Genomic DNA, 23800 nt, shown 5'->3' with positions numbered 1-23800 from the left:
CGCACAGCAACCCGACGAACGACGCGAGAAAGGCCGAAGCCCGGTGGAGAACCGTACCTTTGCCACGCCGGGGTCCGGCACGTCCGCCACGGCGACCGCGACCGCCGGGTCCGCCTCCGTGGCCGTGCCGGAGCAGGGACGCGGCGCGCCGCACGCCCCCGGGCGGACGCTCGGGGCGCGGCGCCGTCGGCCCGCCGTACTGGCGATGGCGGTGGCCCTGATAGCCGCCGGCGGGCTGGGTGGCGCCGTCCTCTACAACAGCACCGGCCAGCGGGTCGCGGTGCTGGCGCTCGCCCGTGACGTGCAGTGGGGGCAGACGCTGACCGCCGCCGACCTCGTGGTGGTGCGGATCGCCGGCGATCCGGCGCTCACCCCGCTGGCCGCCGCCGACCGGGACAAGGCGGTCGGCATGCGGGCCACCACCGACCTCCACCGCGGCGGGCTGCTCACCAAACGGGACCTGGCCCAGACACTCGTCCTCGGCCCGGGACAGCTCCTGGTCGGTGTCTCGGTCAAGCGCACCCAGCTGCCGGCCACCAGGCTCCAGCCCGGCATGCCGGTCCTCGTGGTGAACACCGCGGACGGCAACCGGATCGAGTCGCTCTCCGCCACCGTGTACACGGTCGGCCGGGTGGAGGGCGACGGCAGCCAGGTCTTCGACGTGGTGGCCGCCGAGGCGGAGGCCAACCGCCTGGCGGCGTGGGTCGCGAGCGGACGCATCCAGATCGTGGTGGCACCGCGCCCCGCCCCGGGGGCGGCGCCCTCCGCGGCGGGTTCCGCGACTCCGGGGACCGGAGCGACACCGTCGGGTTCGGCGCCGTCGGGAGCCGCGCCCTCGGGAGCCACGCCGTCCGCGGCCCGGGTCGGGACGCCCGCACCGACGGGCGCGGCGTCCTCGGGGGCCGCGAGCGGTGCGCCGTCCGGGGCGGGTGGGGCCTGAGATGGCGGTCATCGCGGTGGTCGGCGGCCCGGGGGCACCCGGCGCCACCACGACGGCGCTGGCGCTGCTGCTGGCCTGGCCGCTGCAGCCCGGCCGCCGCGTCCTGCTCGTCGAGTGCGATCCGGACGGCGGCGCGGTGCTGGCCGGCGCCCTGGAGGGCCGGGTCGAGGCGGTGTACGGGCTGCGCAACCTCGCCGTCGCCGACCGGCGCGGGCTGCTCGCCCAGGCGCTGTGGGAACAGCTGATCGACCTCTCGCCGGAGGGCAACGCCGAGCGCCTCCTGCTGCCGGGTCTCACCGACCCCACCCAGGCACCCGGGCTCGCCTACACGTGGGAGCCGCTGATGGAGGTGCTGCACGGGCTGGAACCGCAGGGCTACGACGTCCTCCTCGACCTCGGCCGCTCCGGCGCGACCGGCACCAGCGCGGTGCTGGCCCGCCGGGCCGACGTGGTGGCGGCCACCGTGCGCACCACCCTGCGCGGGCTGAGCGCGTCGCGGCCCCGACTGGCCGCGCTCGCCGAGGACCTCGGCACGGCCGGCACCGGGGCGGACGCGCTGGGCCTGCTGCTGGTCGCGGAGGGGCCGTACTCGGGGGCGGAGGTGTCCCGCGAGTTCGGGCTGCCGGTGCTCGGGGTGCTGCCGCACGCGCAGCGCACCGCCCGGGTGCTCTCGGACGGCGGCGACGTCACCGACCGGCGGTTCGTCCGCTCGGAGCTGATGCGGACGGCGCGTTCGGCGGCGGACGAGCTCCAGCTGACGGTGCGCCGGCGGCGGCAGCGGCTGGCGCCCACCTCCCAGCCGGCCCCACCCGCACAGCTCGCCCCGGGAACGGGGCCCGCCCCGGAGCCGGCCGACGGGCCCGGCTACGCGTACCCGCCGCCGCAGGCACCGCAGCCCGCCCAGCCGTACGGGCCCGTGCCGCCGGTGATCACCACCGGGCCGGTAGCCCCGCTCGCGGGGCTGGCACCGCAGCCGGCCGCTCCCGCGTCCTTCCCGGGGCACGGCGGCACACCCGGGGAGCAGGCGCACCAGACCCAGCAGTACGGCGGCCGGCACTCCGCCCCGCAGTACCCCCAGAACCCCGGCCGGCCCGACGCCGGCCAGCCGCACGGAACGCAGCCGTTCGGAACGCAGCCGCAGGCGACGCAGCCGTACGGGACCCCGGACGACGGGACCCGGAACGGCGCAACGCAGCGGCACGCGACGCAGCCGTACGAGGCCCAGCAGTTCCAGCCCCAGCAGTCCGGCGCCCCGACGTACGGGCCGCCGTCGCCCGGCGCCGCGCAGTACGGCGCCCGGACCGCACCCCCGCAGCACGCTGCCCCGCCCGCCCCCGGCACGCCGGAGCAGCCGACCGGGCCCGCGCACCAGCCGTACGGCACCGCATCCAGCGACCCCCTCGCCCAGACGGAGGTGCTCCGTGCGCGGTAGCCCCCTGCACCAGCAGCCGGCCACCGACCCTGCCGCGCTGCCCTGGTCGACACCCCTCCCCGGCCCCGTCATGCCCAACCCGGTCACGCCGGGTCCGGTGACCGCAGGCCCGGTCGGGCCCGGCCCGGCCGCCCCGGCGGGTGCCGCGCCCGTGCCGCCGGGAGCCCAGCAGGGCGGCGCCGCGACGGCCACCGCCGTCCCCTCCCAGCTGCCCTCGCTCGACCGGCGCGGCGCCGGCACCCGCCCGGCCGTCGACCCGCAGGTGGCGCGCGAGCTCAAGCGCCAGGTGGCCGCCGAGCTGCACCAGCAGATTCTCCGGCTGACCGCGGGCTCGGGAACCGAACCCGACCGCGCGACCCGCCGCCAGCGCGGTCGCGCGCTGATCGAGGAGGCCGTCGCCCGCTGGTCCGACGCCTACGCGCAGACCCACGGCATCCCGCCCACCCGCGACCAGGACCGTGCGCTCGCCGAGGCCGTCTTCGACCTGCTCTTCCGGGCCGGCCGGCTCCAGCCCTACCTCGACGACCCGGAGATCGAGAACATCCTGATCAACGGCTGCGACGACGTCTGGATCTCCCGGGTCCACCAGCCGCTGCGCCAGGTCCCGCCGGTGGCCGACAGCGACGCCGAACTCGTGGAACTGCTCCAGGACCTGGCCCGCCAGCACGGCGGCGGCGAACGCTCCCTCTCCACCGCCAGCCCGACCCTCGCGCTGCGCCTGGAGGGCGGCATGCGCCTCCAGGCGCTCACCGAGGTCACCCCGCGCCCCTACGTGGCGATCCGTCGGCACCGGGTGGCCTCCGCGACGCTGCCCGAGATGGTCCGGCTCGGCACCCTGGACACCACCCTGGCCTCCTTCCTGGCCTCCGCCATCCGGGCCCGGAAGAACGTGATGATCACCGGGACCCAGGGCGTCGGCAAGACCAGCCTGCTGCGCGCGATGGCCGCGGAGATCCCGCCCGACGAGCGGATCGGCACCCTGGAGTCGGAGTTCGAACTCTGGCTGCACACCCTCGGCCACCTGCGCCAGGTCGTGCCGATGGAGGCCCGGGAGGGCAACGGCGAACGCGTCGAGGGCCGTTCGGCCGGCGAGCTGACCATCGGCGACCTGATCCCGGCCGCGCTGCGGATGACCCTCTCCCGGATCATCGTCGGCGAGGTCCGCTCCGGCGAGGTCGTCCCGATGCTGCGGGTGATGACCAACGGCGAGGGCGGCTCGATGTGCACCCTGCACGCCCGCGGCCCGCACATGGTGGTCGACCGCATCGCCGAACTCTGCCTGGAGTACGGCTCGCACATGACCGACGCGCTCGCCTACCGGCTCACCGCCAACGCGGTCGACCTCATCGTGCACGTGGCGATGGTCGACGAGACGCCGGTCGGCGGACGCCGGCACCGGTTCGTCTCGCACGTCCTGGAGGTGACCGGTCTCGGCGAGAGCGGCCGGCCCGCGCTGAACACCGTGTTCGGCCCGCGCCCCGAGCTCGGCGAGCCGCGCGCCGTCCCGCACACCCCGCCGCAGTGTCTGGACGACCTGCGCCGGGCAGGCTTCGACGCGTCGCTGCTCGGCTCCCGGTACGGCAGTTGGGCCGCACCGCTCCAGCTCCGGATCGGCGGTGGCGCCCGATGATGCCGCTCTTCGTGCTCTGCGGCCTGCTCGTCATGGGCGGCCTGGTCGCCCTGGTGGCCTGGGCCCGCGGCAGCGACCCGGCGGCCGAACCGGACGGGGACCGCGAGACCTCCAACCCGCTCGGCGGCCGGCTGCACGTCTTCTGGTACGGCGCGCCCGGCACCGCCTCGGGGCGGATCGTCCGGCTGCGCCGGATCCAGCTGCCGCTCGCGCTGGCCGGCGCGCCGCTCGGCTGGCTGTTCACCGGCATCCCGCTGACCGCGCTGCTGGTCCCGCTGGCGGTCTTCGGCCTGCCCTGGCTGTTCGACACCACCCGTTCGGACACCGACCGGATCGAGCGGCTGGAGGCGCTCTCCGAGTGGACCCAGCGGATCGCCGACGTGCTGCTGCTCGGTGTCGGCCTCAACCAGGCCATCGTCACCAGCCGCCGCACCGCGCCCGCCGCGATCGAGGGGGAGGTCGGTGAGCTGGCCGCCCGGCTGCAGGCCCGCTGGCGGCCCGAGGAGGCGCTGCGCGCCTTCGCCGACAGCATGGCCGACGCCACCGCCGACAAGGTGCTCGCCGCGTTGCTGCTGCGCTCCGGGGACAGCGGGCCCGGGCTGGCCCGGGCGCTCTCCGACATGGCCGAATCGGTGCGCGAGGAGGTCCGCCAGCGCCGCACCATCGAGGCCGACCGGGCCAAGCACCGCACCACCATCCGCTGGCTGGTCGGCATCATCGTGCTGGTCGTCACCATCGGTTCGTTCAACACCGAGTACACCCGCCCGTACAGCACGGTGCTCGGCCAGAGCGTCCTCGCCGTGGTGGCCGCGCTGTTCGTGGCGGTGATCGCCTGGATGCGGGCGCTGGCCTCGCATCCACCGGTCCCGCGCCTGCTGGAGCTGGACCGGCGCAGCCGGACCGGCCGGGCCGCGCGGCGTGCTGACGCACCCGAGGGCGGTGCGGGCGGCCGGGCCGCCGAAGGGCCCGGTGGCCCGGGTGGCGCCGCGACCGGCGGTGCTGCGACCGGCGGTGCCGACGTCGGCGCCCGGCTGTTCGGGGAGGCACGATGATCTCCCCGTGGTCCGTGCTGGCCGGCGCCGCGGCGGCCGGCGGCATCGCCCTGCTGATCGCCGAACTCCGCCCTGCCCCGCCCGACCTGGGCCAGGCGCTGGACCGGCTGCACCGCACCCCCGCCGACCGGACCCCCGACCCGGAGGAACGGCCGCGCTGGTTCGACCGGATCGGCGAGCGCTCGATCAGCCTGCGCGGGGTGCGCATCCCCGAACGCGACCTGGCGCTGATCGGCCGTACCCCGGCCCGGTTCATGGCGCACAAGCTGATGTTCGCCCTGATCGGCCTCGTCCTGCCGCCCTACCTGGTGGTGGCGGCGATGCTGCTCGACATGAGCCTGCCGTTCGTGCTCCCGCTGCTGGTCGGCCCGCTGCTGGCCGGGCTGTTCTGGTTCCTCCCGGACGCCATCGTGCGCGGCGAGGCGAAGGAGGCCCGCGTCGAGTACCTCCACGGCGTCGCCGCCTACCTGGAGCTGGTGGCGATGGAACGGGCCGCCGACCTCGGTCCGGCGGAGGCGCTGCGGCGGGCCGCCGCGGTCGGCCGGGGCGCGGTGTTCCGGCGGATCAGGGACGCACTGGACCGCGCGGCCACCGACCGGCTGCCGCCCTGGGCCGGACTGGACGCGCTGGCGGTCGAGTTGGGGCTGACGCCGCTGCAGGACGTGGCCGACATCATGCGGATCTCCGGCACCGACGGCGCGGCCGTCTACGACACACTGCGGGCCCGGGCCAAGGGCCTGCGGGGCGAACTGCTCGCCGAGGACCTCGCCCGGGCCAACTCCGACAGCGAGCGGATGGTCGCTCCGGGGGCCGCGCTGACCCTGCTGATGACCGTGCTGATCATCTATCCCGCGTTGCACAAGATGCTCAACTGAGGTACCCCTCGCGGAGGTCAGCAACCTCCGTCACCACGACGCACCCTGGGAGAAACTGATGAACACCCACCTCACGTACCTGGTGGCCCGATTGGCGGGGCCGACCCTTCTGCCGGTCCGGTTCGCCCTGCTGCTGTTCCACTTCCGGATGGGCCGCGCGAAGGCGGCCCGTGCGCGTGGTGACCGGGGCGCCATCAGCATCGAACTGGCGCTCGCCGTCATCGCGCTGGTGTTCGTCGCGGGCCTCGTCGCGACCGCGCTCTACAGCCTGAACAAGAAGGTCGTCGACAAGGTCAACGAGGACCCGAACCTGCCCGGGAGCGGCGCCACCCCGTGATGAGAGGTCGTCGTCTCCGCCGTTCCGACCGAGGGTCGTTGAGCCTGGGCCTGGCCATCGTCTTCCCGGTCGTGCTGATCCTGATCCTGTCCGTCGCGCAGACGGGCCTGTGGTGGTACTACCGCCAACTCGCCCTCACCGCTGCCCGCGAGGGCGTCGACGCGGGCCGCGTCCAGGGCAACCGGAGCGACGAGCTGAAGAACGAGGCGGCGCGGAAGCAGGCCGAGGCGTTCCTCGGCCGTCAGGGCAGCGAGGACCACGCGATCAGCACCGACGGCAGCACGCCGGTGCTGATCCGGGTCACGGTGGAGGTGACGGCGCCCGTGGTCATCCCCTTCGTCACGCGGCCGACCGTGACCCAGCGCGCCGAGGCGCCGCGCGAGCGGTTCGTCCCGCCGCAGGTGGTGGGACCGTGAGCGGGCGGCTCCGGTGGCGGACCGGGAAGTCGGCGGACCGGCCGTCCGGGTGGGCGGTCGGACGGGCGCGCGGGTTCGCCGCAGCCCGGTCCGCCCGGTCGCCGTTCGGCCGGGACGGCGGCGGTTTCGCGGTCGAGGCCGCGATCGTCGCGCCCGCCGTGGTGGGACTGATCCTGGTCACCGTCGCGGCCGGCCGGGTGCAGACCGCCGCCGGCACGGTGGAGGCCGCGGCCCGCTCGGCCGCCCGGACCGCCTCGCTGGCGCGTGGCGTCGACGCGATGGATGCGGCGGCGAAGAAGTCCGCCGTGGAGGCGATGGAGCAGCAGGGCGTGCACTGCGCGAGCAGCAGGGTCACCGTGGCGCACGGGGAACTGGTCAGTCACGGGACCACCATGGCGACGGTCACGGTGTCGGTCCGGTGCGAGGTCGGACTGTCCGACCTGCTCGGCGGGCCGAATCTGAACGGGCCGGTGTCGAAGACGCTCACCGGCAGCTTCGTCTCGGTCGTGGACCGCTACCGGGGCGGGTGAACGGGCGTGCGCCGGAGCGAACGGGGCGGGCCGGAGCCCTCCCCGGACAGGGATGTGTCGGGCCGTGGGGTGGGCGGTGGCGAGGTCGTGACGACGAGGTACCCGGACGGGGATTGGGGACGCCCCGGGCGGGGGAAACGCAAGCGGAGAGCGCCCGGGGGAGGGTGGACGGGCATGTCGGGAGGGGGCGCCATGGCGCGCGGACGCGGGGCACCTCGATTCCGTGCCCGTTCGGACCGGGGCACGCTCTCGATCTTCGTCGCGATCTGCTCGGCGTTCGTCGCCGTGGTCATCGCCCTCATCATCGACGCCGGCGGCAAGCTGCGCGTCGCGGAGAACACCGACGCCTACGCGCAGGAAGCCGCCCGGGTGGCAGGCCAACAGCTCGACGAGGCCGCGCTGTTGCGGGGCGAGGGGTACCGGGTGAAGCGGGAGTACGCCGAGGAGGCCGCCAACAGCTACCTCGCGCTGTACGGTCTGGCCGCGAAGTTCGTGGAGTTCTCGCCCGACGGGGCGGCCGTCACCATCACGGTGGAGACCGAGTACCGGCCCGTCCTGCTGACCCAACTCGCCAACAGGAAGATCACGGGCAAGGGAAGCGCAGCCCTCGTCCACGGAGTCAAGGAAGCGGAGACCGACTGATGGCCGCGCCACGCGCCAAGGACCAGACCCGTGCCGGGCGTCCGGCCCGGGGTGTGCCCGCCACTCCCGCGTCCGGCCGGCGGCCGTCGTCGCGGCCGTCGCACCGCGGCGGCAGCGGCGGCCGCCGGGGCCGGGGCGGCGCCGTGCTCGCCGCGATCGCGGCCCTGATCACCCTGCTGGGACTGCTGCTCGGCGTCCCGGCGCTGCTGCTCTACGGCACCCGCGCGGTCGCCGACATGGGCCCGCTCGCACCGGACGGCCTCGGCGCGCTGCTGACCAGCCCCGACGACGGGCAGCTGTTCCTCTGGCTACTGGTCGTGGTCGGCTGGGTCGGCTGGGCCTGTTTCGCGCTCTCCGTCCTGCTGGAGATCCCGGCCCAGCTCCGCGGCCGGGTGGCCCGGCGGATCCCGGCGTTCGGCTGGAGCCAGCGCGCCGCCGCCGGCCTGGTCGGTGCGGTGATCGCGCTGGTGCCGGTGGCCGGTTCGGCGTTCGCCGCCACCCCCGAGCGCCCCCAGGTGGCGACCGCGGCCGTCCAGGCGGGCGCCGCGGCGCAGCGGGCCGCGCTGCCCGCCGCGCAGGCCGCACCCTCCCTCGCCCCCGCCGCCGACCAGCAGTCCACCTACACGGTGCGGGACAGCAGGCCGGCCGACAGCCTCTGGTCCATCGCGGAGCGCCAGCTCGGTTCGGGCGAGCGCTGGACGGAGATCGCCAAGCTCAACGACGGCCGGGTGATGGACGATTCGGGCAACCGCTTCGACGCGGACCGGCCGATCCACCCCGGCTGGGCACTGGTGATGCCGGGCGACGCCAAGCCGGACGAGGCCGGGACCCCGGCGCCGGCTCCGGCGCCCGCGACCGGCACGACGCAGGCGGGTACGCCCGCGAGCGGCGCCCAGGGCACCGGCACCGTCACGGTGAAGCCCGGGGACAGCCTGTCGGTCATCGCCGAGCGCGAGCTGGGCGACGCCGAGGCCTGGCCGAAGCTGTTCGACGCGAACAAGGGCGTCCAGGCGCCGGACGGGGAGCGACTCACCGACCCGGACGTGGTGGTGCCCGGGATGGTGCTCAGCCTGCCCGGCGCGGCGACGCCCGCCCCGGCCCCGGCACCCGAACCCGCCCCGGCGCCCGCCCCGGCGCCCGCGCCGGCGGCGGAACCGGCCCCGGCCCCGGTCCCTCCACCGCCCGCACCGAGCACCCAGGTGCCGGCACCGGCACCGGCACCCGCCACCCAGGCGCCCGCCCAGACCCCCGCTCCCGCACAGGCCCCGGCGCCCGGGCAGACCCCGGCCCAGACGCCCGCCGCGCACGCCGAGGACGCCCCGAGCGACGACTACACCGTCGCCCTCGCCGCCTCCACCGTCGGCGTGCTGCTGGCGGCCGTCATGGTCGGCGCCGTCGCCCGCAAGCGCGGCACCCAGCTCCGGGGGCGGCGGCCTCGGCACCGCATCGCCCTGCCCACCGCCCCCGCCGCCGCCTTCGAGGCCGAACTGAAGGCCCGCCAGGACGAGGCCGGTCTCGACCTGCTCGACCGCGCCCTGCGCAGCATGGCCCGCAACACCGTCCGCGGCGGCAAGCGGCTGCCCGCCGTCGTCGCCGCCCGGATCACCCCCGGCCGGACGATCGAGCTGCACCTCTCCGGCGCGGCCGCCCCGATCGCCCCGTTCCGCGCCGCCCACGCCCCTGACATTTGGTGGTGCGCGGCCGACTCGGACGGACTGCTGTCACGCGCCCAGGCCCGCAAGACCGCCGCCCCCTACCCGGCCCTGGTCACCCTGGGCTCCTCGCCCGACGGCTCGGTGATCCTCGCCGACCTGGAGACCGTCCGGCTGCTCCACCTCTCCGGCCACCCGGACGACGCCCGCGACGTCCTGCGCACCCTCGCCCTCGAACTCGCCCACAGCCCGCTCGCCGACCGCCTCCACCTGCACCTCGTCGACCTCGCGGAGGAGATTCCGATCAGCGGCCCGGCCGCCGAGCGGATCCACCGTCACCCCACCCTGGAGGCCGCGCTCGCCGCCCTCGGCCCGCGCACCGCCAAGGCCCGGGCCACCCTGGTCGCCGCCGAGGCCACCAGCCCCCGGGAGGCCCGCAGCCGCGGCCAGGCCGACGAGTCGTGGACCCCCGAGATCGTGCTCTGCGGCCACCAGCCGGGCGGGGACGTCCCGGCCGAGCTCGGCCGGCTCCTCGACGGCCGCCCGCGGACGTGCGTCGCCGTGGTCACCCGGGCGCCCGAGCGCGGCACCGGCCCGGTCGCCCGCTGGACCCTGCCGGCCATCGGACAGGCCACCATCCCCGGCCTGCACCTCACCCTGGAACTGCAGCGCCTGACCACCGGCCAGTACGAGCAGGTCGCCGAGCTGCTCCGGGCCGCCGACGACCAGACCCAGCACCCCGCTCCCGCCTGGACCCTGGACGGCCCCGGCCTCGACGACCTCGAACCGGCCGAACTCCCGCCCGTACCGGTCCTGGTCGGCGTGGGGGCGTCGGGCGGTCCCTCCGGCGGATTCCTGATGGGATCGCCGGACGAGCCCGACCTCGGCGACGGCACGGGCGGTGACGCCCCGGAGGCGGCCGGCCCGCGCCTGCTCGCCCGCGTGATCGGCACGGGCGCCAGCCCGTTCGCGGGTACCGACCCGGCGGCGCCCGCCGCGGCCAACGGGTCGACCGGTGGGTCGGCCGGTGGGTCGGCCAACGGCGCCTCCGCCGGGTCCACCGTCCCCGCCGTGCCCGCTCTGCCGGCCGCCCCGGCCGTGGCCGTCCCGCCTTCCGCGGCGGTGGCCGTCGTCCCCGGTCCGCGTCACCTCGTCAACGGCCTCGGGCGACAGGCCGCCACACCCGCCGCCCCGGCGGGCCCGGCCGCCGGCTTCCCCGTCGGCCCGGACACCGGCACGACGTCCGGCGGAGAGGACACCACCCAGAACCTCCGGGTGTCCGATGGGACCGGGACGCCCACCGGTGCGGTCGCGCCCGTCCAGCCGGTCACGCCGGTCACGCCGGCACCCGCCCCGGCCGGGAAGCCGGTGCCCGCCCCCGAGCCGCTGCCGACGCACGACCCGGCGCCCGCGCCCACCGGTGCCGATCCGCGGCTCCCCGCCCGCCCGGAGCCGTCCCCCGGGTCGCCCGTGCCGTCGGTGGCCCCCGTCACGGAATCCGGACCGACGGCCGTCGCCCCGGTGGCCCGCACCACCCCCGGCCGCAGCGACAGCGACGACCTGCTCGCCATCCTGCGATCCCCGGAGGCCCACGCCACCCGGACCGCGCCCCGGATCCGTCTGCTCGGCCCGGTCGACGTGGCCGGCACCGGCGGCCCGGCCGAACCCGCCACCGTCCTGCGGCTCACCGAACTCGCCGTCTACCTGGCCCTGCGCCCCGGCGCCGACCACCACGCCCTCGACCACGACCTGCACCCCGGCGCGGCCCACCTCGACCCGCACCCCACCGCGGCCGACGCCCGGAGTCCGCTGCCCGAGAAGCTCGCCGACCTGGCCTCCTGGTTCGGCTCCTCCTCGGACGGCCGGTCCTTCCTGGTCACCGACTCCTCCGACGGCTACGCCTTCGCCCCCGCCGTCACCTGCGACTGGGACGAGTTCCGCGGCCTCTACCGGCGCGGCATGCGCAGCACCAGTGCCACCGCCGACGCCGCCCTCGCCCACGCCCTCGCCCTGGTCCGGGGCGCCCCGTTCGCGGAGGCACCGCCCGCCGCGTTCGGCTGGGCCGAGTCCGAACGGCAGGACATGATCGCCGCGATCGTCGACACCGCCCACGAACTCGCCGCCCGCCGCCTCCAGTACGGCGACCACCGCAGCGCCGAGGCCGCCGTCTTCCGCGGCCTCGCCGTCGCCCCGGACGTCGAACTCCTGCACCGCGACCTCTTCTACGCCTACGCCTCGGCCGGTGCCCGCGACCAGCTGCTGCGTGCCGTCAACCGCCTGGACGCGCTCAGCCGCCGCACCGGCCGGGACCTGGACGCCGACACGGTGGCCCTGCTGCGCGACCTCCTCGCCGGCTCCTGAGCCGGTGTCCGGGCAGCCCACGACCCCGTGGGCACGGCCGGCGGACCGGCCTTCCGCCCCTGGACGGTACGGGTGCTCCGTACCGTCCAGGGCATGACGGTACGGAGCCCGGTGAAGGGCGTCGTCGAACGCAGGGGAACCGCGGCACCGCTCCCGGTCGAGGCCGATGACGGCTATGCCTTCGAGCTGGACCGGTCGCTGTTCCTGGCGGCCGGGGACCGGATCGGATGCGAGGGCACCGGGCTCGCCGTCGTCCGCTCCGACGGCCGACGGATCCGGCCCGCCGGCTCCTGGTCCACCCGCTGCAGGATCGGACGGCGCCGAGCCGTAGTGGCTTCCGGCTGAAGGCTGCGACCGTGAGCCGGTCACCGTGCGACTGCACCAACGTGCCCGCGTCGCCCGGATTCCGACGTGTCCGCAGGAGCCGGTGCGCACGGAGCTCCGGACCCTGGACGGAGCGGGGGCCCGGACCGCCGGGACCTCGCTACGCCGCGGTCGGTCGGCCGAGGGCGGGCCGGACGTGTGCCCGAGCTGTGTCCGACCGGCGTCGATCGCCGACCCGGCCTGGCTCGGGTGTGCCGGGATCTCGTAGGGTGGCGCAATCGGGTGTGGTGGAAGTCGCCACGCGGGGCAAGGCAGCGACGCCGCTGAGCGGCGGGGCAGGGCGGGTGACCTGGAGATGGCGGAGACGACGGCGGTCCCCGGAGGTCCGGACCCGGCGCCGGACGCGGGCCCCCAGGACGACCTGCCGCCATGGCTCCCGCGCAACGCGTACGACGATCATCCGCCCGGTCCCGCCGCGCTGTACGAGCCACCGGTCGACGCACCCGCACCCGGCCCGGCCGCGCTCTACGAGCCGCCGACGGCCGCACCTGCGGCCGTCCCCGTGACGGCGCCCGAGCCGCCGGTGCCGTCCACCGGATGGACCGTCACCGGCCTGCCCGCCATGGGCGGTGCGGCGGGAGCCGACGGCGCAGCGGGCGCCGGCACGGCCCCGCCGCCGCCCTCGGCGGCCCCGCCGCCGTTCGCCGGGCCCGGAACCACCCCCGCGCACGGCGTTCCGGCGCAGGGTGTGCCCGGCGCCGGAGTGCTGCCCGGCCCCGGCAGCCTGGGCGCCGCGCCGCGCGGGCGGATCCTGGTCGTCGAGGGCGGCTACGGCAGCTCCGGCCGCCGTACCTGGGGGCGCGGCGGAACCGCGCAGGCCCCGGTCCTCTCCGCGATGCTCGCCGCAGTCAGCCCCCAGGTGCTGCTCGCCGCCGATGCCGTCGACGCCGTCCACCTCCCCGCCGCCAGTGACCCCCACACCGTCCTCGCCCATCTGCGGGCCGCGGCCCGCCACCCCGGACCGCTCCTCGTCCACCTGGGCGGCCACCTGCTCGCCGACCGGCGCAACGGCCAACTCCACCTCACCCTGCGGGACTCCAAGCCCGGCAGCGTGCGGCAGGACGGCCTCCCCTGGCAGGCGGTCGCGGCCGAGTTGCGCCACCGTCCGACCGACTGGCAGACCCTGGTCATCGCGGACCTGAGCGCCGATCAGAGTGCGTGGCCCTTCCTCCAGGGCGCCGTCTCGCCGCTCGCCGAGGGCATGCCGCTCTGGGCGGTGGTCAGCCCCGACCCCGAGCAGATCGGCACCTTCACCCGTGCGCTGATCGAGGCGCTGCACGGCGGTCGCCCCGGTGCCGAGGCCGTCCTCGCCCCCGAGCAGCTGCGTCAGCAGGTCTACTCGGTGCTCCGCCCGGACGTCGTCATCGTGGCCACCCACGCGCCCGACCGGCCGTTCTTCCGCAACACCGCGCGCCGCGGCGACGGTTTCGCCGCGGACCCCGTCCTGTACGAGGGGTCGAGCCCGGCCGCCGTGCTGCCCCGCCCGGCCGCCCCGGAGGAGGTGCCCCGGGACGACCTGCCGCAGGACACCCCGGTGCAGGACGCCGTACCGCAGGACGCCCCGGTGCAGGACGCCGTGCCGCAGGACGCCGTGCCGCGGCCCCGGCGCGCCGTCACCCTGGACAAGCCGGCGGCGGCCCTCGAACCGTCAGGCGCCACGCCCCTTCCCGCTCCCGCCGTCGCCGCGGCGGAGCCCGACGGCCGGGTGGGCCTGCTCAAGGCCGAGGTGCCGCCCACCCCGCCGCCCGCGCCCCGTCCGGTCGACCTGCTGAAGCCCTACGCCTGGCAACCGCCGACCGTCGACACCGTGGTGGCGGAGGAGGCCCCGGCGGCGGACGAGGTGCCGGTGACCGACGCGCTTCCGTCCGACGCGGCTCCGGTCGGCGCCAGGCCCGGGGACGCCGCCGACGAGCCTCAGGCCGAGCCCCGGGCCGAGGCCGAGACCGAAACGGAGGGCGTGCCGGCGCCCGACCCCTTCCAGTCCCGCGCCGACTACCGAGAGGTGATCGGCCGCATCGTCCGCAGTGCCGAGGCGGGGGACCACGCGGCCGCCACCGACCTGGCCTTCGCCCTCGAACTGGAGGCGATCGGCGAACACGGCTCCGTCTCCGCGCCGGTGCTGCAGGTCCGCCAGGTCCGCGCCCACATCTGCCGCCTCGCCGGGCGGACCGTCGAGGCGGCGGACATCTACCGCGAGGTGGCCCTCACCCTGCTCCGTGCCCAGGGGCCGGACCATCCCGAGACCCAGCAGGCCGCGACCAACGCGGAAGCCTGCTGGCGGGCGATCCCGGACCGCGCCGAGGCCCTTCGGATCGCCCCCGAGATCATCGAACTGCGGGCCTACCTCCCCGGCCCCGACGGCCGGAAGCTCCGTGCCGCCGAGCGCCACCTGGCCCACCTCGCCGCCGCTCAGCCCGACCGCGTCTGACGGGTGCCGCCGTCGCTCCGCGACGCCCCGTCCGGGCGTCGCGGAACGCCGGCAGGCCACCGGGCGGGACCGTCCGCCGGTGTTGTCCGAGGCCACCGCTACGGTCCTGCCCATGGAACAGGAACGTGCCGAGCACGTGGACCCGCTGCCCGACCGGGTCGGCCACGTGGCCGGCGTCGAGTCGCTCACGCTGGACGGCCACCGCTACTACTTCGGCTTCGACCACCGGAGCGACCTGGTCGTCTCGCCGCTGGTCGACGACCCGGGCACGATGGCGGCCTTCGCGGCCGAGCACATGCGGCAGACCGACGGCCGGCACGACGAGGCCTTCTGGGCGGAGCTCGTCGCCCACGCGGTCGAGACGTCGGCGCTGGTGCCGGAGGACACGGACCGGGAGTTCACCACGGCGGGTCTGCGCGCCGGCCTGCCCGACCCGGGGAGTCACCTGCTCTGTCTGCTGGGCGCGACGGGCGAGTGGGACGACGCGTCCACCCTGTCGCCGGAGGTTCAGCGGGCCTGCGCACGGCTGGGGTTCGACGAGGACGACGTCGCCGAGGCGCTGGACGTATGTCTGCGGGCCGTCCTGGAGGACGGCGCGGGCGGCCGGCCCGACGAGTGGGCGGTCGTGCGCGGCGTCCTCACGTCCGCGCTGAGGGACCTGCCCGGCAACTGGGCCCTGCTCTTCTCCCCGCTGGCAGAGGCCGTCGCCGGTCACGCCTGGGCGCCCGGTCACGCCTGAGCGCCCGGTCACGCCGCAGGGGGCGGCGGCCGGGAACGCCGTGGCCGTCCCGGGTGAGGGGGGCGCCCACCCGGGACGGCCGTCCGCCGTAGGGCCGGAGCCCGGGCGCGCCCGTCAGCGCGCTCCGCCGTTGACGTACAGGGTCTGCCCGCTGACGTAGGAGGCGTCCTCGCTCGCCAGGAACGCGACCACCGAGGCGACCTCCTCGGGCTGCCCGACCCGCCGGAGCGGCGTCCGGGCGGCCACCTCCGTCCGGTGGTCCTCCGCGGTGGCGCCGACCCGCTCGGCGGTGGCGGCGGTCATCGGGGTCGCGATGTAGCCGGGGGCGACGGCGTTGACGTTGATGTTGAACGGGCCCAGCTCGATCGCCAGGGTCGCGGTCAGGCCCTGGATCCCGGCCTTGGCGGCGGCGTAGTTGGCCTGGCCGCGGTTGCCGAGGGCGGAGCGCGAACTGAGCGAGACGATCTTGCCGTACTTCTGCGCCACCATGTACTTCTGGGCGACGTGGCTGCAGTTGTAGGCACTGGTGAGGTTGACCGTCAGCACCGCGTCCCAGTCGGCCCTGGGCATCTTGAAGAAGAGGTTGTCCCGGGTGATCCCGGCGTTGTTCACCAGGATGTGCAGGCCGCCGAGATCCTGCGCCACCTGCGCGAAGACCGCCTCGACGGCGTCGTAGTCGGCCACGTCGCAGCCGTACGCCCGGGCGGTGCCGCCCTTGGCGGTGATCTCCTCGACCGTGCCGGCCGCCCGCCCGGCGTCGAGGTCGACCACGGCGACCGCCGCGCCCTCCGCGGCCAGCAGCCGGGCGGTGGCCGCTCCGATGCCCTGCGCCGCGCCGGTGACGACGGCGACCTTGCCTGCAAAACGAGTCACAGCGGTTCCTTCGGTAGCTCTTCGGGAAGGGGTCGGGAAGCCGGCGGACGGGGTGCCGACAGCTTCCCGTCGTCAGTCGTCAGGCGCCAGTTGTCAGTTGTCAGGCGTCATTCGTCTGCCGTCAGGCGCCAGGGGTCGTCCGAGTCCGCGCCGCAGGCCGTCAGGCCGACTCGACGAGGACCGCCGTCCCCTGGCCGACGCCCACGCACATGGCCGCGAGCCCGCGGCGCCCGCCGGTGCGGCGCATCCGGTGCAGCAGGGTGGTGAGGATGCGGGCGCCGGAGCCGCCGAGCGGATGGCCGAGCGCGATGGCGCCGCCGGTCGGGTTGACCAGCTCCGGGTCGAGGCCCAACTGGTCGACCGAGGCCAGGACCTGGGCCGCGAAGGCCTCGTTCAGCTCGGCCTCCTCGATCTCGCCGAGCGACCAGCCGGCCCGGGCGAGTGCCTTGCGGGTGGCGGGCACGGGGCCGATGCCCATGACGTCCGGGTGCACGCCGGCCGAGGCGCCGGCCACGTACCGGCCGAGCGGCCGGAGGCCGAACTCGTGCAGCGCCTCCTCGCTGACCAGGACGAGCCCGGCCGCGCCGTCGTTCATCGGCGAGGCGTTGCCCGCCGTCACCGTGCCCTCGGGACGGAAGGCGGGCTTGAGCCGGGCGAGCTTCTCCGGACCGGTGTCCTCGCGGATCGACTCGTCCGCATCGACGATCACCCCGTCCGGCCGCTCGACCGGGATCAGCTCGGCGTCGAAGTGCCCGTCCTTACGGGCGGCGGCGGCCCGTCGGTGGCTGCGGAGCGCGAAGGCGTCCTGGCGCTCACGGCTGATGCCGTAGCGGGTGGCGACCTCCTCGGCGGTCTCGCCCATCGACAGCACACCGTGCAGCTCGGGCATCCGCGGGTTGGTGAGCCGCCAGCCGAGCCGGGTGTCGTAGGTCTCGATCCGGTGCGGCAGTGCCTCGTCGGGGCGGGGGAGGACGAACGGTGCCCGGGTCATCGACTCGCAGCCGCCGGCCAGCACGACGTCCGCCTCGCCGGAGCCGATCGCCCGGGCGGCCATGGTGACCGCCTCCAGGCCGGAGGCGCAGAGCCGGTTGACGGTGGCGCCGGGGACGCTGTCCGGCAGGCCGGCGAGCAGCACGGCCATCCGGGCGGCGTTCCGGTTGTCCTCGCCGGCCTGGTTGGCGGCGCCCCAGTAGACGTCGTCGATCCGGGCCGGGTCGAGGGCGGGCAGGTCGGCGAGCAGGGCGCGCAGCACGGTCGCCGAGAGGTCGTCGGGGCGGACCGTGGCGAGCGCTCCGCGCAGCCGGCCGATGGGTGTGCGGCGGGCGGCGGCGAAGTAGACAGGACGCACGACGTCGGGCTCCTTGTCGGGAGGGAGGGGGCAGCCGGCCGGAGTGGTCGTCAGGCCGGGAGGTGCGGTCGGAGGTGTGGTCGGAGGGATCGGGCCGGAGGGACGGTCAGAAGGCGTTGACGCCGGTGAGCGCGCGGCCGATGAGCAGTTGGTGGATCTGACTGGTGCCCTCGTAGAGGGTCATCACCCGGGCGTCGCGCAGGTACTTGCCGACGGGGTACTCGTCGATGAACCCGTAGCCCCCGAAGACCTGGAGAGCGTTGTTGGCGGCCCGGACGGCGGCCTCACTGGCGAAGAGCTTGGCGACGGAGGACTCGGTGGCGAACGGCAGGCCGCGGTCGATGTGGTCGGCGACCTTCCAGGTGAGCAGCCTGGCGGCCTCGACGTCCACGGCGATGCCGGCGAGCAGCTGCTGCACCAGCTGGTGGGAGGCGATCGGCGCACCGAACTGCTCGCGTTCGCCCGCGTACCGGACGGCGGCGTCCAGGCAGGCCCGGGCGATGCCGACGCAGCCGGCGGCGACCGACATGCGTCCCTTGGCGAGCGCGGCCATGGCGACGGTGAAGCCCTTGCCGGTCTCGCCGAGCCGGGCGCTGTCGGGCACCCGGACGGCGTCGAAGGCCAGTTCCGCGGTGGTCTGGCCGCGCAGGCCGAGCTTGCCGTGGATCTCGGTGCGGGTGAAGCCGGGCAGGTCGGTGGGGACGAGGAAGGCGGTGATGCCCCGGTGTCCCCGCCGGTCGGGGTCGTCGCCGCCGGTACGGGCGAAGACGAGGGCGACGTCGGCCCAGGTTCCGTTGGTGATGAACATCTTGGCGCCGCTGATCAGCCAGTCGTCACCGTCGCGGACAGCACGGGTGGTGAGGTTGGCGGCGTCCGAGCCGGTGCCGGGTTCGGTGAGGGCGAAGCAGCCGAGCGCCTCGCCGGCGGTGAGCCGGGGCAGCCAGTGCCGCTTCTGTTCCTCGGTTCCGAAGGAGTTGATCGACTTGCCGACCAGGCCGAGCGAGACCGAGACGATGCCGCGTACGGCGGAGTCGCCGCGGCCCAGTTCCTCCAGGACCAGGCAGTAGGCGAGGTGGTCGCCGCCGCTGCCCCCGTACTCCTCCGGGAGGGTCAGGCCGAGGAAGCCGAGCGCGCCGAGTCTGGCGATGATCGCGCGGTCGACGGACTCGGCGCGGTCCCACGCGGCGGCGTGCGGCGCGATCTCGCGGTCGGTGAAGGAGGCCGCGAGGTCGCGGACGGCGGCCTGCTCCTCGGTGAGCTCCAGGTTCATGGCGACCCCGATAAACTAGCGCTGCAAGTTTTACGAGGGGACTGTAGCCCCGACCGGGCGCGCTGGGAAGGGGCACCTGCCAGAATCGGTCCCCACACCCACCCGACCGGAGGAACCGCGCCGATGGCCCGCCCCCGAACCCCGCTGCTCAGCCGCGAGCGCATCGTCGCCGCCGCTCTGCGGCTGGTCGACGAGGAGGGGCTGGCCGCCCTCTCGACCCGCCGCCTGGCCACCGAGCTGTCCGTGAGCGGGCCGTCCCTCTACAACCACTTCGCCACCAAGGACGAGTTGCTGGACGCGGTGGTGGACGGGGTCATCGGCGAGGTCGACCTGTCGATGTTCGGCGCGGGTGCGCCCTGGCCGGAGGCGCTGCGCGACTGGGCCCGCTCCTACCGCGCCGCGCTGGCCGCCCACCCCCACATCGTCCCCGTGCTCGCCCAGGGCCCCGGGCGCCGGCCGAACGCGCTGCGACTGGCCGACGCCGTCTTCGGGTGCCTGGTGGAGGCGGGCTGGCCGCGCGGGCAGGCGACCCGGATCGGCGCGCTGATGCGGTACTTCGTCACCGGCTCGGCGCTGGCCTCGTTCGCGGCCGGGTTCCCCGAGGACGCCGGGCTGTACGACGCCGCCGACTACCCGCACCTCGGCGAGGCCCACCGGCTGGCCGAGCACCGGACGGCGATCGACGAGGGCGCCTTCGAGACCGGCCTGGAGGCGCTGCTCGACGGGCTCGCCCTGCGCTACGAGCGCGGTCCGGGCGCCGCGGCCGCCGCGGGCGGACCGGGTGCGGCCGGTCGCCCGGACGCCTCCGACGGCCGGGCCGGTTCCGACGGTCCGGGTGGTTCCGCCGCACCCGACCGTGCTCACCAGGACGCGCGGGTCACGAACGCGGGCCGCAACGAGGAGTCCACCGGGTCGTAGTACCGGTGGTAGACGGGGGTCAGCCCGCCCGAGACCGGTGGCACGATCCAGCTCCAGTCGGCCGGGGTGGGCCGGCCGAGCCGCCGCTCCTGCGCGATGTGCCGGAGGAACCGCTCCGACTCGGTGTGGTGGTCGGCGATGGTCACCCCGGCCTCCTGGAACGAGTGCAGCACCGCCACGTTGAGCTCCACCAGCGCGCGGTCCCGCCACAGGGTGCGGTCGTGGGAGGTGTCCAGCCCGAGCCGCCCGGCGACAGTGGCGAGCATGTCGTAGCGGTCGGCGTCGGCCAGGTTGCGGGCGCCGATCTCGGTGCCCATGTACCAGCCGTTGAACGGGGCGGTGGGGTAGCGGACACCACCGATCTCCAGCGTCATGTCACTGATCGCCGGGACGGCGTACCAGCGCAGGCCCAGCTCGGCGAACCACGCGTGGTCGGGGTGGACGAGGTCGACCTCGAGCGTGGTGTCGTCCGGCAGTTCGTACCACTCGGGCCGCTCGCCGGGCCGCTCCTGCACCAGCAGCGGCAGCACCTCGAACCGATCCTCGCCGCACTTCCACCCGAGGTCCCGGGCCCGGGCGGCGAGCCGGGCCCCGGCCGGGTCGCCCGTCCACCCGCCGTCCGCCGCCGGGTGGCCGGCGTACCGGACGAGCTGCTGGTTGAGGATGCGGGCCGCCGGACGGCCGGGCCGGTCGGGGGCGAACACCGAGACCACCGGGCGGATCCGCCCGCCGTTGGTGGCGGTGCGCAGGTGCTCGAAGGACTCGGCGGCGATGTCGTCGGCGGAGCTCAGGTGCCGCAGGTCGCGGACCACGAGGCTGCGCCAGTACAGCCGGCCGATGCAGCGGGCGGCGTTGCGCCAGGCGAGCCGGGCGCCGTGGGCCAGCTCGGCGGGCGTGTGCTCGTAGGTGCCGGTCCGGTCGATCTCGTCGAGGACGGCGCGGACGCGCGGCTCCGGGTCCCCGGCGGCGGGCTGCTCGCGGTGGAACTGTCGGACGAAGTCGGCGGCCTGCCGGGGGTCGGTGAAGTGGTCCGCGGGGTCGGCCGGGTCTGCGGGGTCCGCCGGGTCCGCCTGGTCCGCCGGGTCCGCGGACCAGGCGGCGTCGGGGCCCTCGGGGCCTCCAGGCCCTTCCGGGCCGTCGGTGTCGGCCGACGGGGGCGCCCCGCCGGGAGCCGCCGCCTCCTCGGGCACCAGGTGGCCGTGGACGTGGGCGTGCGAGTACGGGCAGGTCCCGCCGTTCGCGGCGGTGGGTCTGCGGGCGCTGCGGGTGCGAAGCCGGTCGAAGATCAAGGACATCCCTCCTGCCGTCCAGGGATACCGGAGGTGTCCGGTGCGCCGCAGAGAGTGAACGATTCGGCCCCCGCACCCGGGCTCTTGGCGCTAGGGTGCGGGGGCCGGGGAGGTTCGGCGGGGCTCAGCCCATGTCCTCCAGTCGCACGCCCTTGGTCTCCTTCATGAACGTCGCCACGAAGGCGATCGACAGCGCCGCGAAGACCGCGTAGGCGAGGTACGTCGCGGAGAGGTTCCAGCGCGAGAGCGCCGGGAACGAGACGGTGACGGCCCAGTTGGCGAGCCACTGCGCCGAGGCGGCCACCGAGAGCGCGGCGGCGCGGATCCGGTTGGGGAACATCTCGCCGAGCATGACCCAGACCACCACGCCCCAGGAGAGCGCGAAGAACAGCACGAAGGCGTTGGCGGCGACCAGCGCGACGGTGCCCTGGAGGTCGGGCAGCGTGACGTCGTCGCCGGTGCCGGTGGCGGAGGAGAACGCCCAGGCGCAGGCGCCCAGTGCGACGGCCATGCCGGCCGAGCCGATCAGCGCGAGCGGCTTGCGGCCGATCCGGTCGACCAGCAGGATCGCGACGGCGGTGCCGAGGATGTTGATGACCGATCCGATGAAGCTGATCAGCAGCGAGTTGGTCTGGTCGATGCCCACCGACTGCCAGAGGATCGACGAGTAGTAGAAGATCACGTTGATGCCGACGAGCTGCTGGAAGACCGAGAGCCCGACGCCGACCCAGACGATCGGGAGCAGACCGAACCGTCCGCCGAGCAGGTCGCGGAAGCGCGGACGGTGGTCCGTGTCGATCAGTCCCCGGATCTCGGCGATCCGGGCGTCGGTGTCGGAGTCCTTGCCCTCGACCTCGGCGAGCACGGTGCGGGCCTCGTCCAGGCGGCCGGCCGAGATCAGGAAGCGCGGGGACTCGGGGATGGTGGAGGCGAGCACGAAGTAGACCGCGGCGGGTACGACGCAGATCCCGAGCATCCACTGCCAGGCCTCCAGGCCGAGCAGGTGGCCGCGGGTCTCACCGCCGGCCGCGTCCGCCAGCACCCAGTTGACCAGCTGGGAGACGGCGATGCCGAGGACGATCGCCGCCTGCTGGAACGAGGCCAGCCGGCCGCGGTACTTCGTCGGCGCGACCTCGGCGATGTAGGTCGGGGCGATCACCGAGGCGATGCCGATGGCCGCTCCGCCCAGGACCCGCCAGAAGGCGAGGTCCCAGGCGGAGAACGGCAGCATCGAGCCGACGGCGCTGACCGCGAAGAGCAGCGCCCCCGCCTTCATCACGGTGATCCGGCCGTACCGGTCGGCGAACCGCCCGGCCAGCGCGGCGCCGACCGCCGAGCCCAGCAGCGCGGAGGAGACGATCAGCCCGGTCACGCCGTCACCGACGCCGAACTTCTCCTGGATCCCGGAGACGGCCCCGTTGATCACGGAGCTGTCGTAGCCGAACAGGAAGCCGCCGAGGGCCGCGGCGGCGGTGATGAAGACGACGAAGCCGAGCCGGCCGGACGACGGCCCGGTCTCGGCCTCCGAGGGCCCCGCGGGCTGCTGGGTGACGCTCACGATCTTGACTCCTGTACTCAACGCTGAGCTTGGTAGCCGAGATCGTAACCCCTCAATGTTCAAGTGTTGTACGTGGGATGCCCGCAGCTCCCTGGCCTGGATTAGTAAGGTGAACGATCAAATCGGAGGGGCCGGCAGGGCTCCACCGATCAGGCGGGCCGGGCCAGCGAGAGCCCGAACCGGCCCTCGTCGTCGGTCCACCACTCGGTGAGCCGCATGCCCGCCGCCGCCAGCTCCTCGGCCACCCGCTCCCGGCGGAACTTGGCCGACACCTCGGTGCGCAGCTCCTCGCCCTCGTCGAAGTGGACCGGCAGGTCCAGCTCCGGGATCTTCACGGTCTGGTCCCGCAGTGACCGCAGCCGCATCTCGATCCACTCCCGCTCCGGGTCCCAGAGCGCCACGTGCTCGAAGGCCTCCGGGTCGAAGTCGGCGGCCAGCTCCCGGTTGAGCACGTTCAGCACGTTCCGGTTGAACTCCGCCGTCACCCCGGCCGCGTCGTCGTAGGCGGCGACCAGGACCGCCGGGTCCTTGACCAGGTCGGTGCCGAGCAGCAGGAAGTCACCCGGGTCGAGGGCGGCGCGCAGCCCGCGCAGGAAGGCGGCGCGCTCCGCGGGCAGCAGGTTGCCGAGGGTGCCGCCGAGGAACGCGACCAGGCGGGGTCCGCCGTCCGGCGGCAGGCCGAGCCGGGCGGTGAAGTCGGCCAGCACGCCGTGCACCGCCAGCCCCGGGTACTCGGTGGCGAGCGCCGCGCCGGCCGCGCCCAGCGCGCTCTCGCTGACGTCCACCGGTACGTACGCGTCCAGCGTGCCCAGGTCGCGCAGGGCGTCCAGCAGCAGCCGGGTCTTCTCGGAGGAGCCCGAACCCAGCTCGACCAGGGTGCGGGCCCGGGTGACGGCGGCGATCTCGCCGGCCCGGGCGGTCAGGATGGCCCGCTCGGCACGGGTCGGGTAGTACTCGGGCAGCCGGGTGATCTCCTCGAACAGCTCGCTGCCCCGGGCGTCGTAGAACCACTTGGGCGGCAGCGACTTGGGCTCGGAGGTCAGGCCGTGCTGCACGTCGTGCCGCAGGGCGGTGCTGAAGTGGTCGGCGGGCAGCAGTCGGGTGAGATCGAAGGTGCTCATGGCGG

Annotated in this window: 19 protein-coding genes and 1 pseudogene; 14 read left to right on the top strand and 6 right to left on the bottom strand. The window is 75.5% G+C overall.

All coding sequences use genetic code 11. The features are described from left to right. Nucleotides 1–43 precede the first annotated feature (43 nt). The 13 genes from PUR61_RS20100 (at nucleotide 44) to PUR61_RS20040 (ending at nucleotide 15418) form a co-directional block, all read left to right on the top strand. Nucleotides 44–940, top strand: a complete 897-nt coding sequence (locus PUR61_RS20100) for an SAF domain-containing protein (RefSeq protein ID WP_329880425.1) — start codon at nucleotides 44–46, stop codon at nucleotides 938–940. 1 nt (nucleotide 941) lies between these two features. Then, nucleotides 942–2372: a hypothetical protein gene (locus PUR61_RS20095; RefSeq protein WP_329880424.1), complete on the top strand. Its 1431-nt coding sequence runs from the start codon at nucleotides 942–944 to the stop codon at nucleotides 2370–2372. A gap of 70 nt (nucleotides 2373–2442) precedes the next feature. Further along, nucleotides 2443–4002, top strand: a complete 1560-nt coding sequence (locus PUR61_RS20090) for a CpaF family protein (protein ID WP_443034481.1) — start codon at nucleotides 2443–2445, stop codon at nucleotides 4000–4002. Further along, nucleotides 3999–5054, top strand: a complete 1056-nt coding sequence (locus tag PUR61_RS20085) for a type II secretion system F family protein (RefSeq protein WP_329880422.1) — start codon at nucleotides 3999–4001, stop codon at nucleotides 5052–5054. The genes PUR61_RS20090 and PUR61_RS20085 overlap by 4 nt, the downstream gene beginning before the upstream one ends. Then, complete coding sequence (locus PUR61_RS20080; RefSeq protein WP_329880421.1) at nucleotides 5051–5929, top strand: type II secretion system F family protein; 879 nt, start codon at nucleotides 5051–5053, stop codon at nucleotides 5927–5929. Before PUR61_RS20085 ends, PUR61_RS20080 begins: the two co-directional genes overlap by 4 nt. A gap of 58 nt (nucleotides 5930–5987) precedes the next feature. Continuing rightward, nucleotides 5988–6266 carry a hypothetical protein gene (locus PUR61_RS20075; protein WP_329880419.1) on the top strand — a complete coding sequence of 93 codons (279 nt, stop codon included), beginning with the start codon at nucleotides 5988–5990 and terminating at the stop codon, nucleotides 6264–6266. Between the two features lie 38 nt (nucleotides 6267–6304). After that, entirely contained in the window at nucleotides 6305–6682 is a 378-nt protein-coding gene (locus tag PUR61_RS20070) for a TadE family protein (protein WP_329880418.1), read from the top strand. Next, nucleotides 6679–7212 carry a TadE/TadG family type IV pilus assembly protein gene (locus tag PUR61_RS20065; RefSeq protein ID WP_329880417.1) on the top strand — a complete coding sequence of 178 codons (534 nt, stop codon included), beginning with the start codon at nucleotides 6679–6681 and terminating at the stop codon, nucleotides 7210–7212. The genes PUR61_RS20070 and PUR61_RS20065 overlap by 4 nt, the downstream gene beginning before the upstream one ends. Before the next feature lie 192 nt (nucleotides 7213–7404). Next, the gene (locus PUR61_RS20060) at nucleotides 7405–7854 is read left to right on the top strand and encodes a hypothetical protein (RefSeq protein WP_329880416.1); all 450 of its coding nucleotides are present in this window, start codon (nucleotides 7405–7407) and stop codon (nucleotides 7852–7854) included. Further along, nucleotides 7854–11867 (top strand): LysM peptidoglycan-binding domain-containing protein, encoded by a 4014-nt coding sequence (locus tag PUR61_RS20055; protein ID WP_329880414.1) that lies wholly within the window; start codon nucleotides 7854–7856, stop codon nucleotides 11865–11867. The genes PUR61_RS20060 and PUR61_RS20055 overlap by 1 nt, the downstream gene beginning before the upstream one ends. 93 nt (nucleotides 11868–11960) lie before the next feature. Beyond that, nucleotides 11961–12212 (top strand): hypothetical protein, encoded by a 252-nt coding sequence (locus tag PUR61_RS20050; RefSeq protein ID WP_329880413.1) that lies wholly within the window; start codon nucleotides 11961–11963, stop codon nucleotides 12210–12212. Between the two features lie 334 nt (nucleotides 12213–12546). Continuing rightward, a complete protein-coding gene (locus tag PUR61_RS20045) occupies nucleotides 12547–14679 on the top strand; it encodes a hypothetical protein (RefSeq protein WP_329880411.1) in 2133 nt (710 codons plus the stop codon). A gap of 112 nt (nucleotides 14680–14791) precedes the next feature. Then, nucleotides 14792–15418 carry a hypothetical protein gene (locus PUR61_RS20040; RefSeq protein ID WP_329880409.1) on the top strand — a complete coding sequence of 209 codons (627 nt, stop codon included), beginning with the start codon at nucleotides 14792–14794 and terminating at the stop codon, nucleotides 15416–15418. 114 nt (nucleotides 15419–15532) lie between these two features. Here the strand turns inward: PUR61_RS20040 and fabG are convergent, their stop codons facing one another. The 3 genes from fabG to PUR61_RS20025 form a co-directional block, all read right to left on the bottom strand. After that, on the bottom strand, nucleotides 15533–16291 hold the full coding sequence (gene fabG / locus PUR61_RS20035) for a 3-oxoacyl-ACP reductase FabG (RefSeq protein ID WP_329880407.1): 759 nt from the start codon (nucleotides 16289–16291) through the stop codon (nucleotides 15533–15535). 160 nt (nucleotides 16292–16451) lie between these two features. After that, nucleotides 16452–17639: a thiolase family protein gene (locus PUR61_RS20030; protein WP_329880405.1), complete on the bottom strand. Its 1188-nt coding sequence runs from the start codon at nucleotides 17637–17639 to the stop codon at nucleotides 16452–16454. Nucleotides 17640–17745: 106 nt separating this feature from the next. Continuing rightward, entirely contained in the window at nucleotides 17746–18909 is a 1164-nt protein-coding gene (locus tag PUR61_RS20025; RefSeq protein WP_329880403.1) for an acyl-CoA dehydrogenase family protein, read from the bottom strand. Between the two features lie 123 nt (nucleotides 18910–19032). Between PUR61_RS20025 and PUR61_RS20020 the strand changes: the two are divergent. After that, nucleotides 19033–19665 (top strand): annotated as a pseudogene (locus PUR61_RS20020) (TetR/AcrR family transcriptional regulator); the annotation flags it as partial. Between the two features lie 104 nt (nucleotides 19666–19769). Here the strand turns inward: PUR61_RS20020 and PUR61_RS20015 are convergent. The 3 genes from PUR61_RS20015 to egtD form a co-directional block, all read right to left on the bottom strand. Beyond that, the gene (locus PUR61_RS20015) at nucleotides 19770–21122 is read right to left on the bottom strand and encodes a nitric oxide synthase oxygenase (RefSeq protein WP_329880402.1); all 1353 of its coding nucleotides are present in this window, start codon (nucleotides 21120–21122) and stop codon (nucleotides 19770–19772) included. Nucleotides 21123–21240: 118 nt separating this feature from the next. Next, entirely contained in the window at nucleotides 21241–22674 is a 1434-nt protein-coding gene (locus PUR61_RS20010) for a sugar porter family MFS transporter (protein ID WP_329880400.1), read from the bottom strand. A 149-nt stretch (nucleotides 22675–22823) separates the two neighbouring features. Further along, nucleotides 22824–23795, bottom strand: a complete 972-nt coding sequence (egtD, locus tag PUR61_RS20005; RefSeq protein WP_329880398.1) for an L-histidine N(alpha)-methyltransferase — start codon at nucleotides 23793–23795, stop codon at nucleotides 22824–22826. Nucleotides 23796–23800: the final 5 nt, after the last annotated feature.

Origin of the sequence: Streptomyces sp. BE20, from assembly GCF_036322525.1 — a bacterium.
Taxonomy (GTDB): domain Bacteria; phylum Actinomycetota; class Actinomycetes; order Streptomycetales; family Streptomycetaceae; genus Kitasatospora.
Note: the sequence above shows the minus strand (reverse complement) of the source record. Positions and strands in the feature narration are given on the sequence as shown.

Excerpts from the sequence above, each read along its gene's own strand:
- PUR61_RS20025 (WP_329880403.1), bottom strand. The coding sequence starts at position 18,909 with ATGAACCTGGAGCTCACCGAGGAGCAGGCCGCCGTCCGCGACCTCGCG.
- PUR61_RS20045 (WP_329880411.1), top strand. The coding sequence starts at position 12,547 with ATGGCGGAGACGACGGCGGTCCCCGGAGGTCCGGACCCGGCGCCGGAC.
- PUR61_RS20015 (WP_329880402.1), bottom strand. The coding sequence starts at position 21,122 with ATGTCCTTGATCTTCGACCGGCTTCGCACCCGCAGCGCCCGCAGACCC.
- PUR61_RS20060 (WP_329880416.1), top strand. The coding sequence starts at position 7,405 with ATGGCGCGCGGACGCGGGGCACCTCGATTCCGTGCCCGTTCGGACCGG.
- PUR61_RS20040 (WP_329880409.1), top strand. The coding sequence starts at position 14,792 with ATGGAACAGGAACGTGCCGAGCACGTGGACCCGCTGCCCGACCGGGTC.
- PUR61_RS20055 (WP_329880414.1), top strand. The coding sequence starts at position 7,854 with ATGGCCGCGCCACGCGCCAAGGACCAGACCCGTGCCGGGCGTCCGGCC.
- PUR61_RS20085 (WP_329880422.1), top strand. The coding sequence starts at position 3,999 with ATGATGCCGCTCTTCGTGCTCTGCGGCCTGCTCGTCATGGGCGGCCTG.
- PUR61_RS20080 (WP_329880421.1), top strand. The coding sequence starts at position 5,051 with ATGATCTCCCCGTGGTCCGTGCTGGCCGGCGCCGCGGCGGCCGGCGGC.
- PUR61_RS20095 (WP_329880424.1), top strand. The coding sequence starts at position 942 with ATGGCGGTCATCGCGGTGGTCGGCGGCCCGGGGGCACCCGGCGCCACC.
- PUR61_RS20050 (WP_329880413.1), top strand. The coding sequence starts at position 11,961 with ATGACGGTACGGAGCCCGGTGAAGGGCGTCGTCGAACGCAGGGGAACC.
- PUR61_RS20075 (WP_329880419.1), top strand. The coding sequence starts at position 5,988 with ATGAACACCCACCTCACGTACCTGGTGGCCCGATTGGCGGGGCCGACC.
- PUR61_RS20090 (WP_443034481.1), top strand. The coding sequence starts at position 2,443 with ATGCCCAACCCGGTCACGCCGGGTCCGGTGACCGCAGGCCCGGTCGGG.
- egtD (WP_329880398.1), bottom strand. The coding sequence starts at position 23,795 with ATGAGCACCTTCGATCTCACCCGACTGCTGCCCGCCGACCACTTCAGC.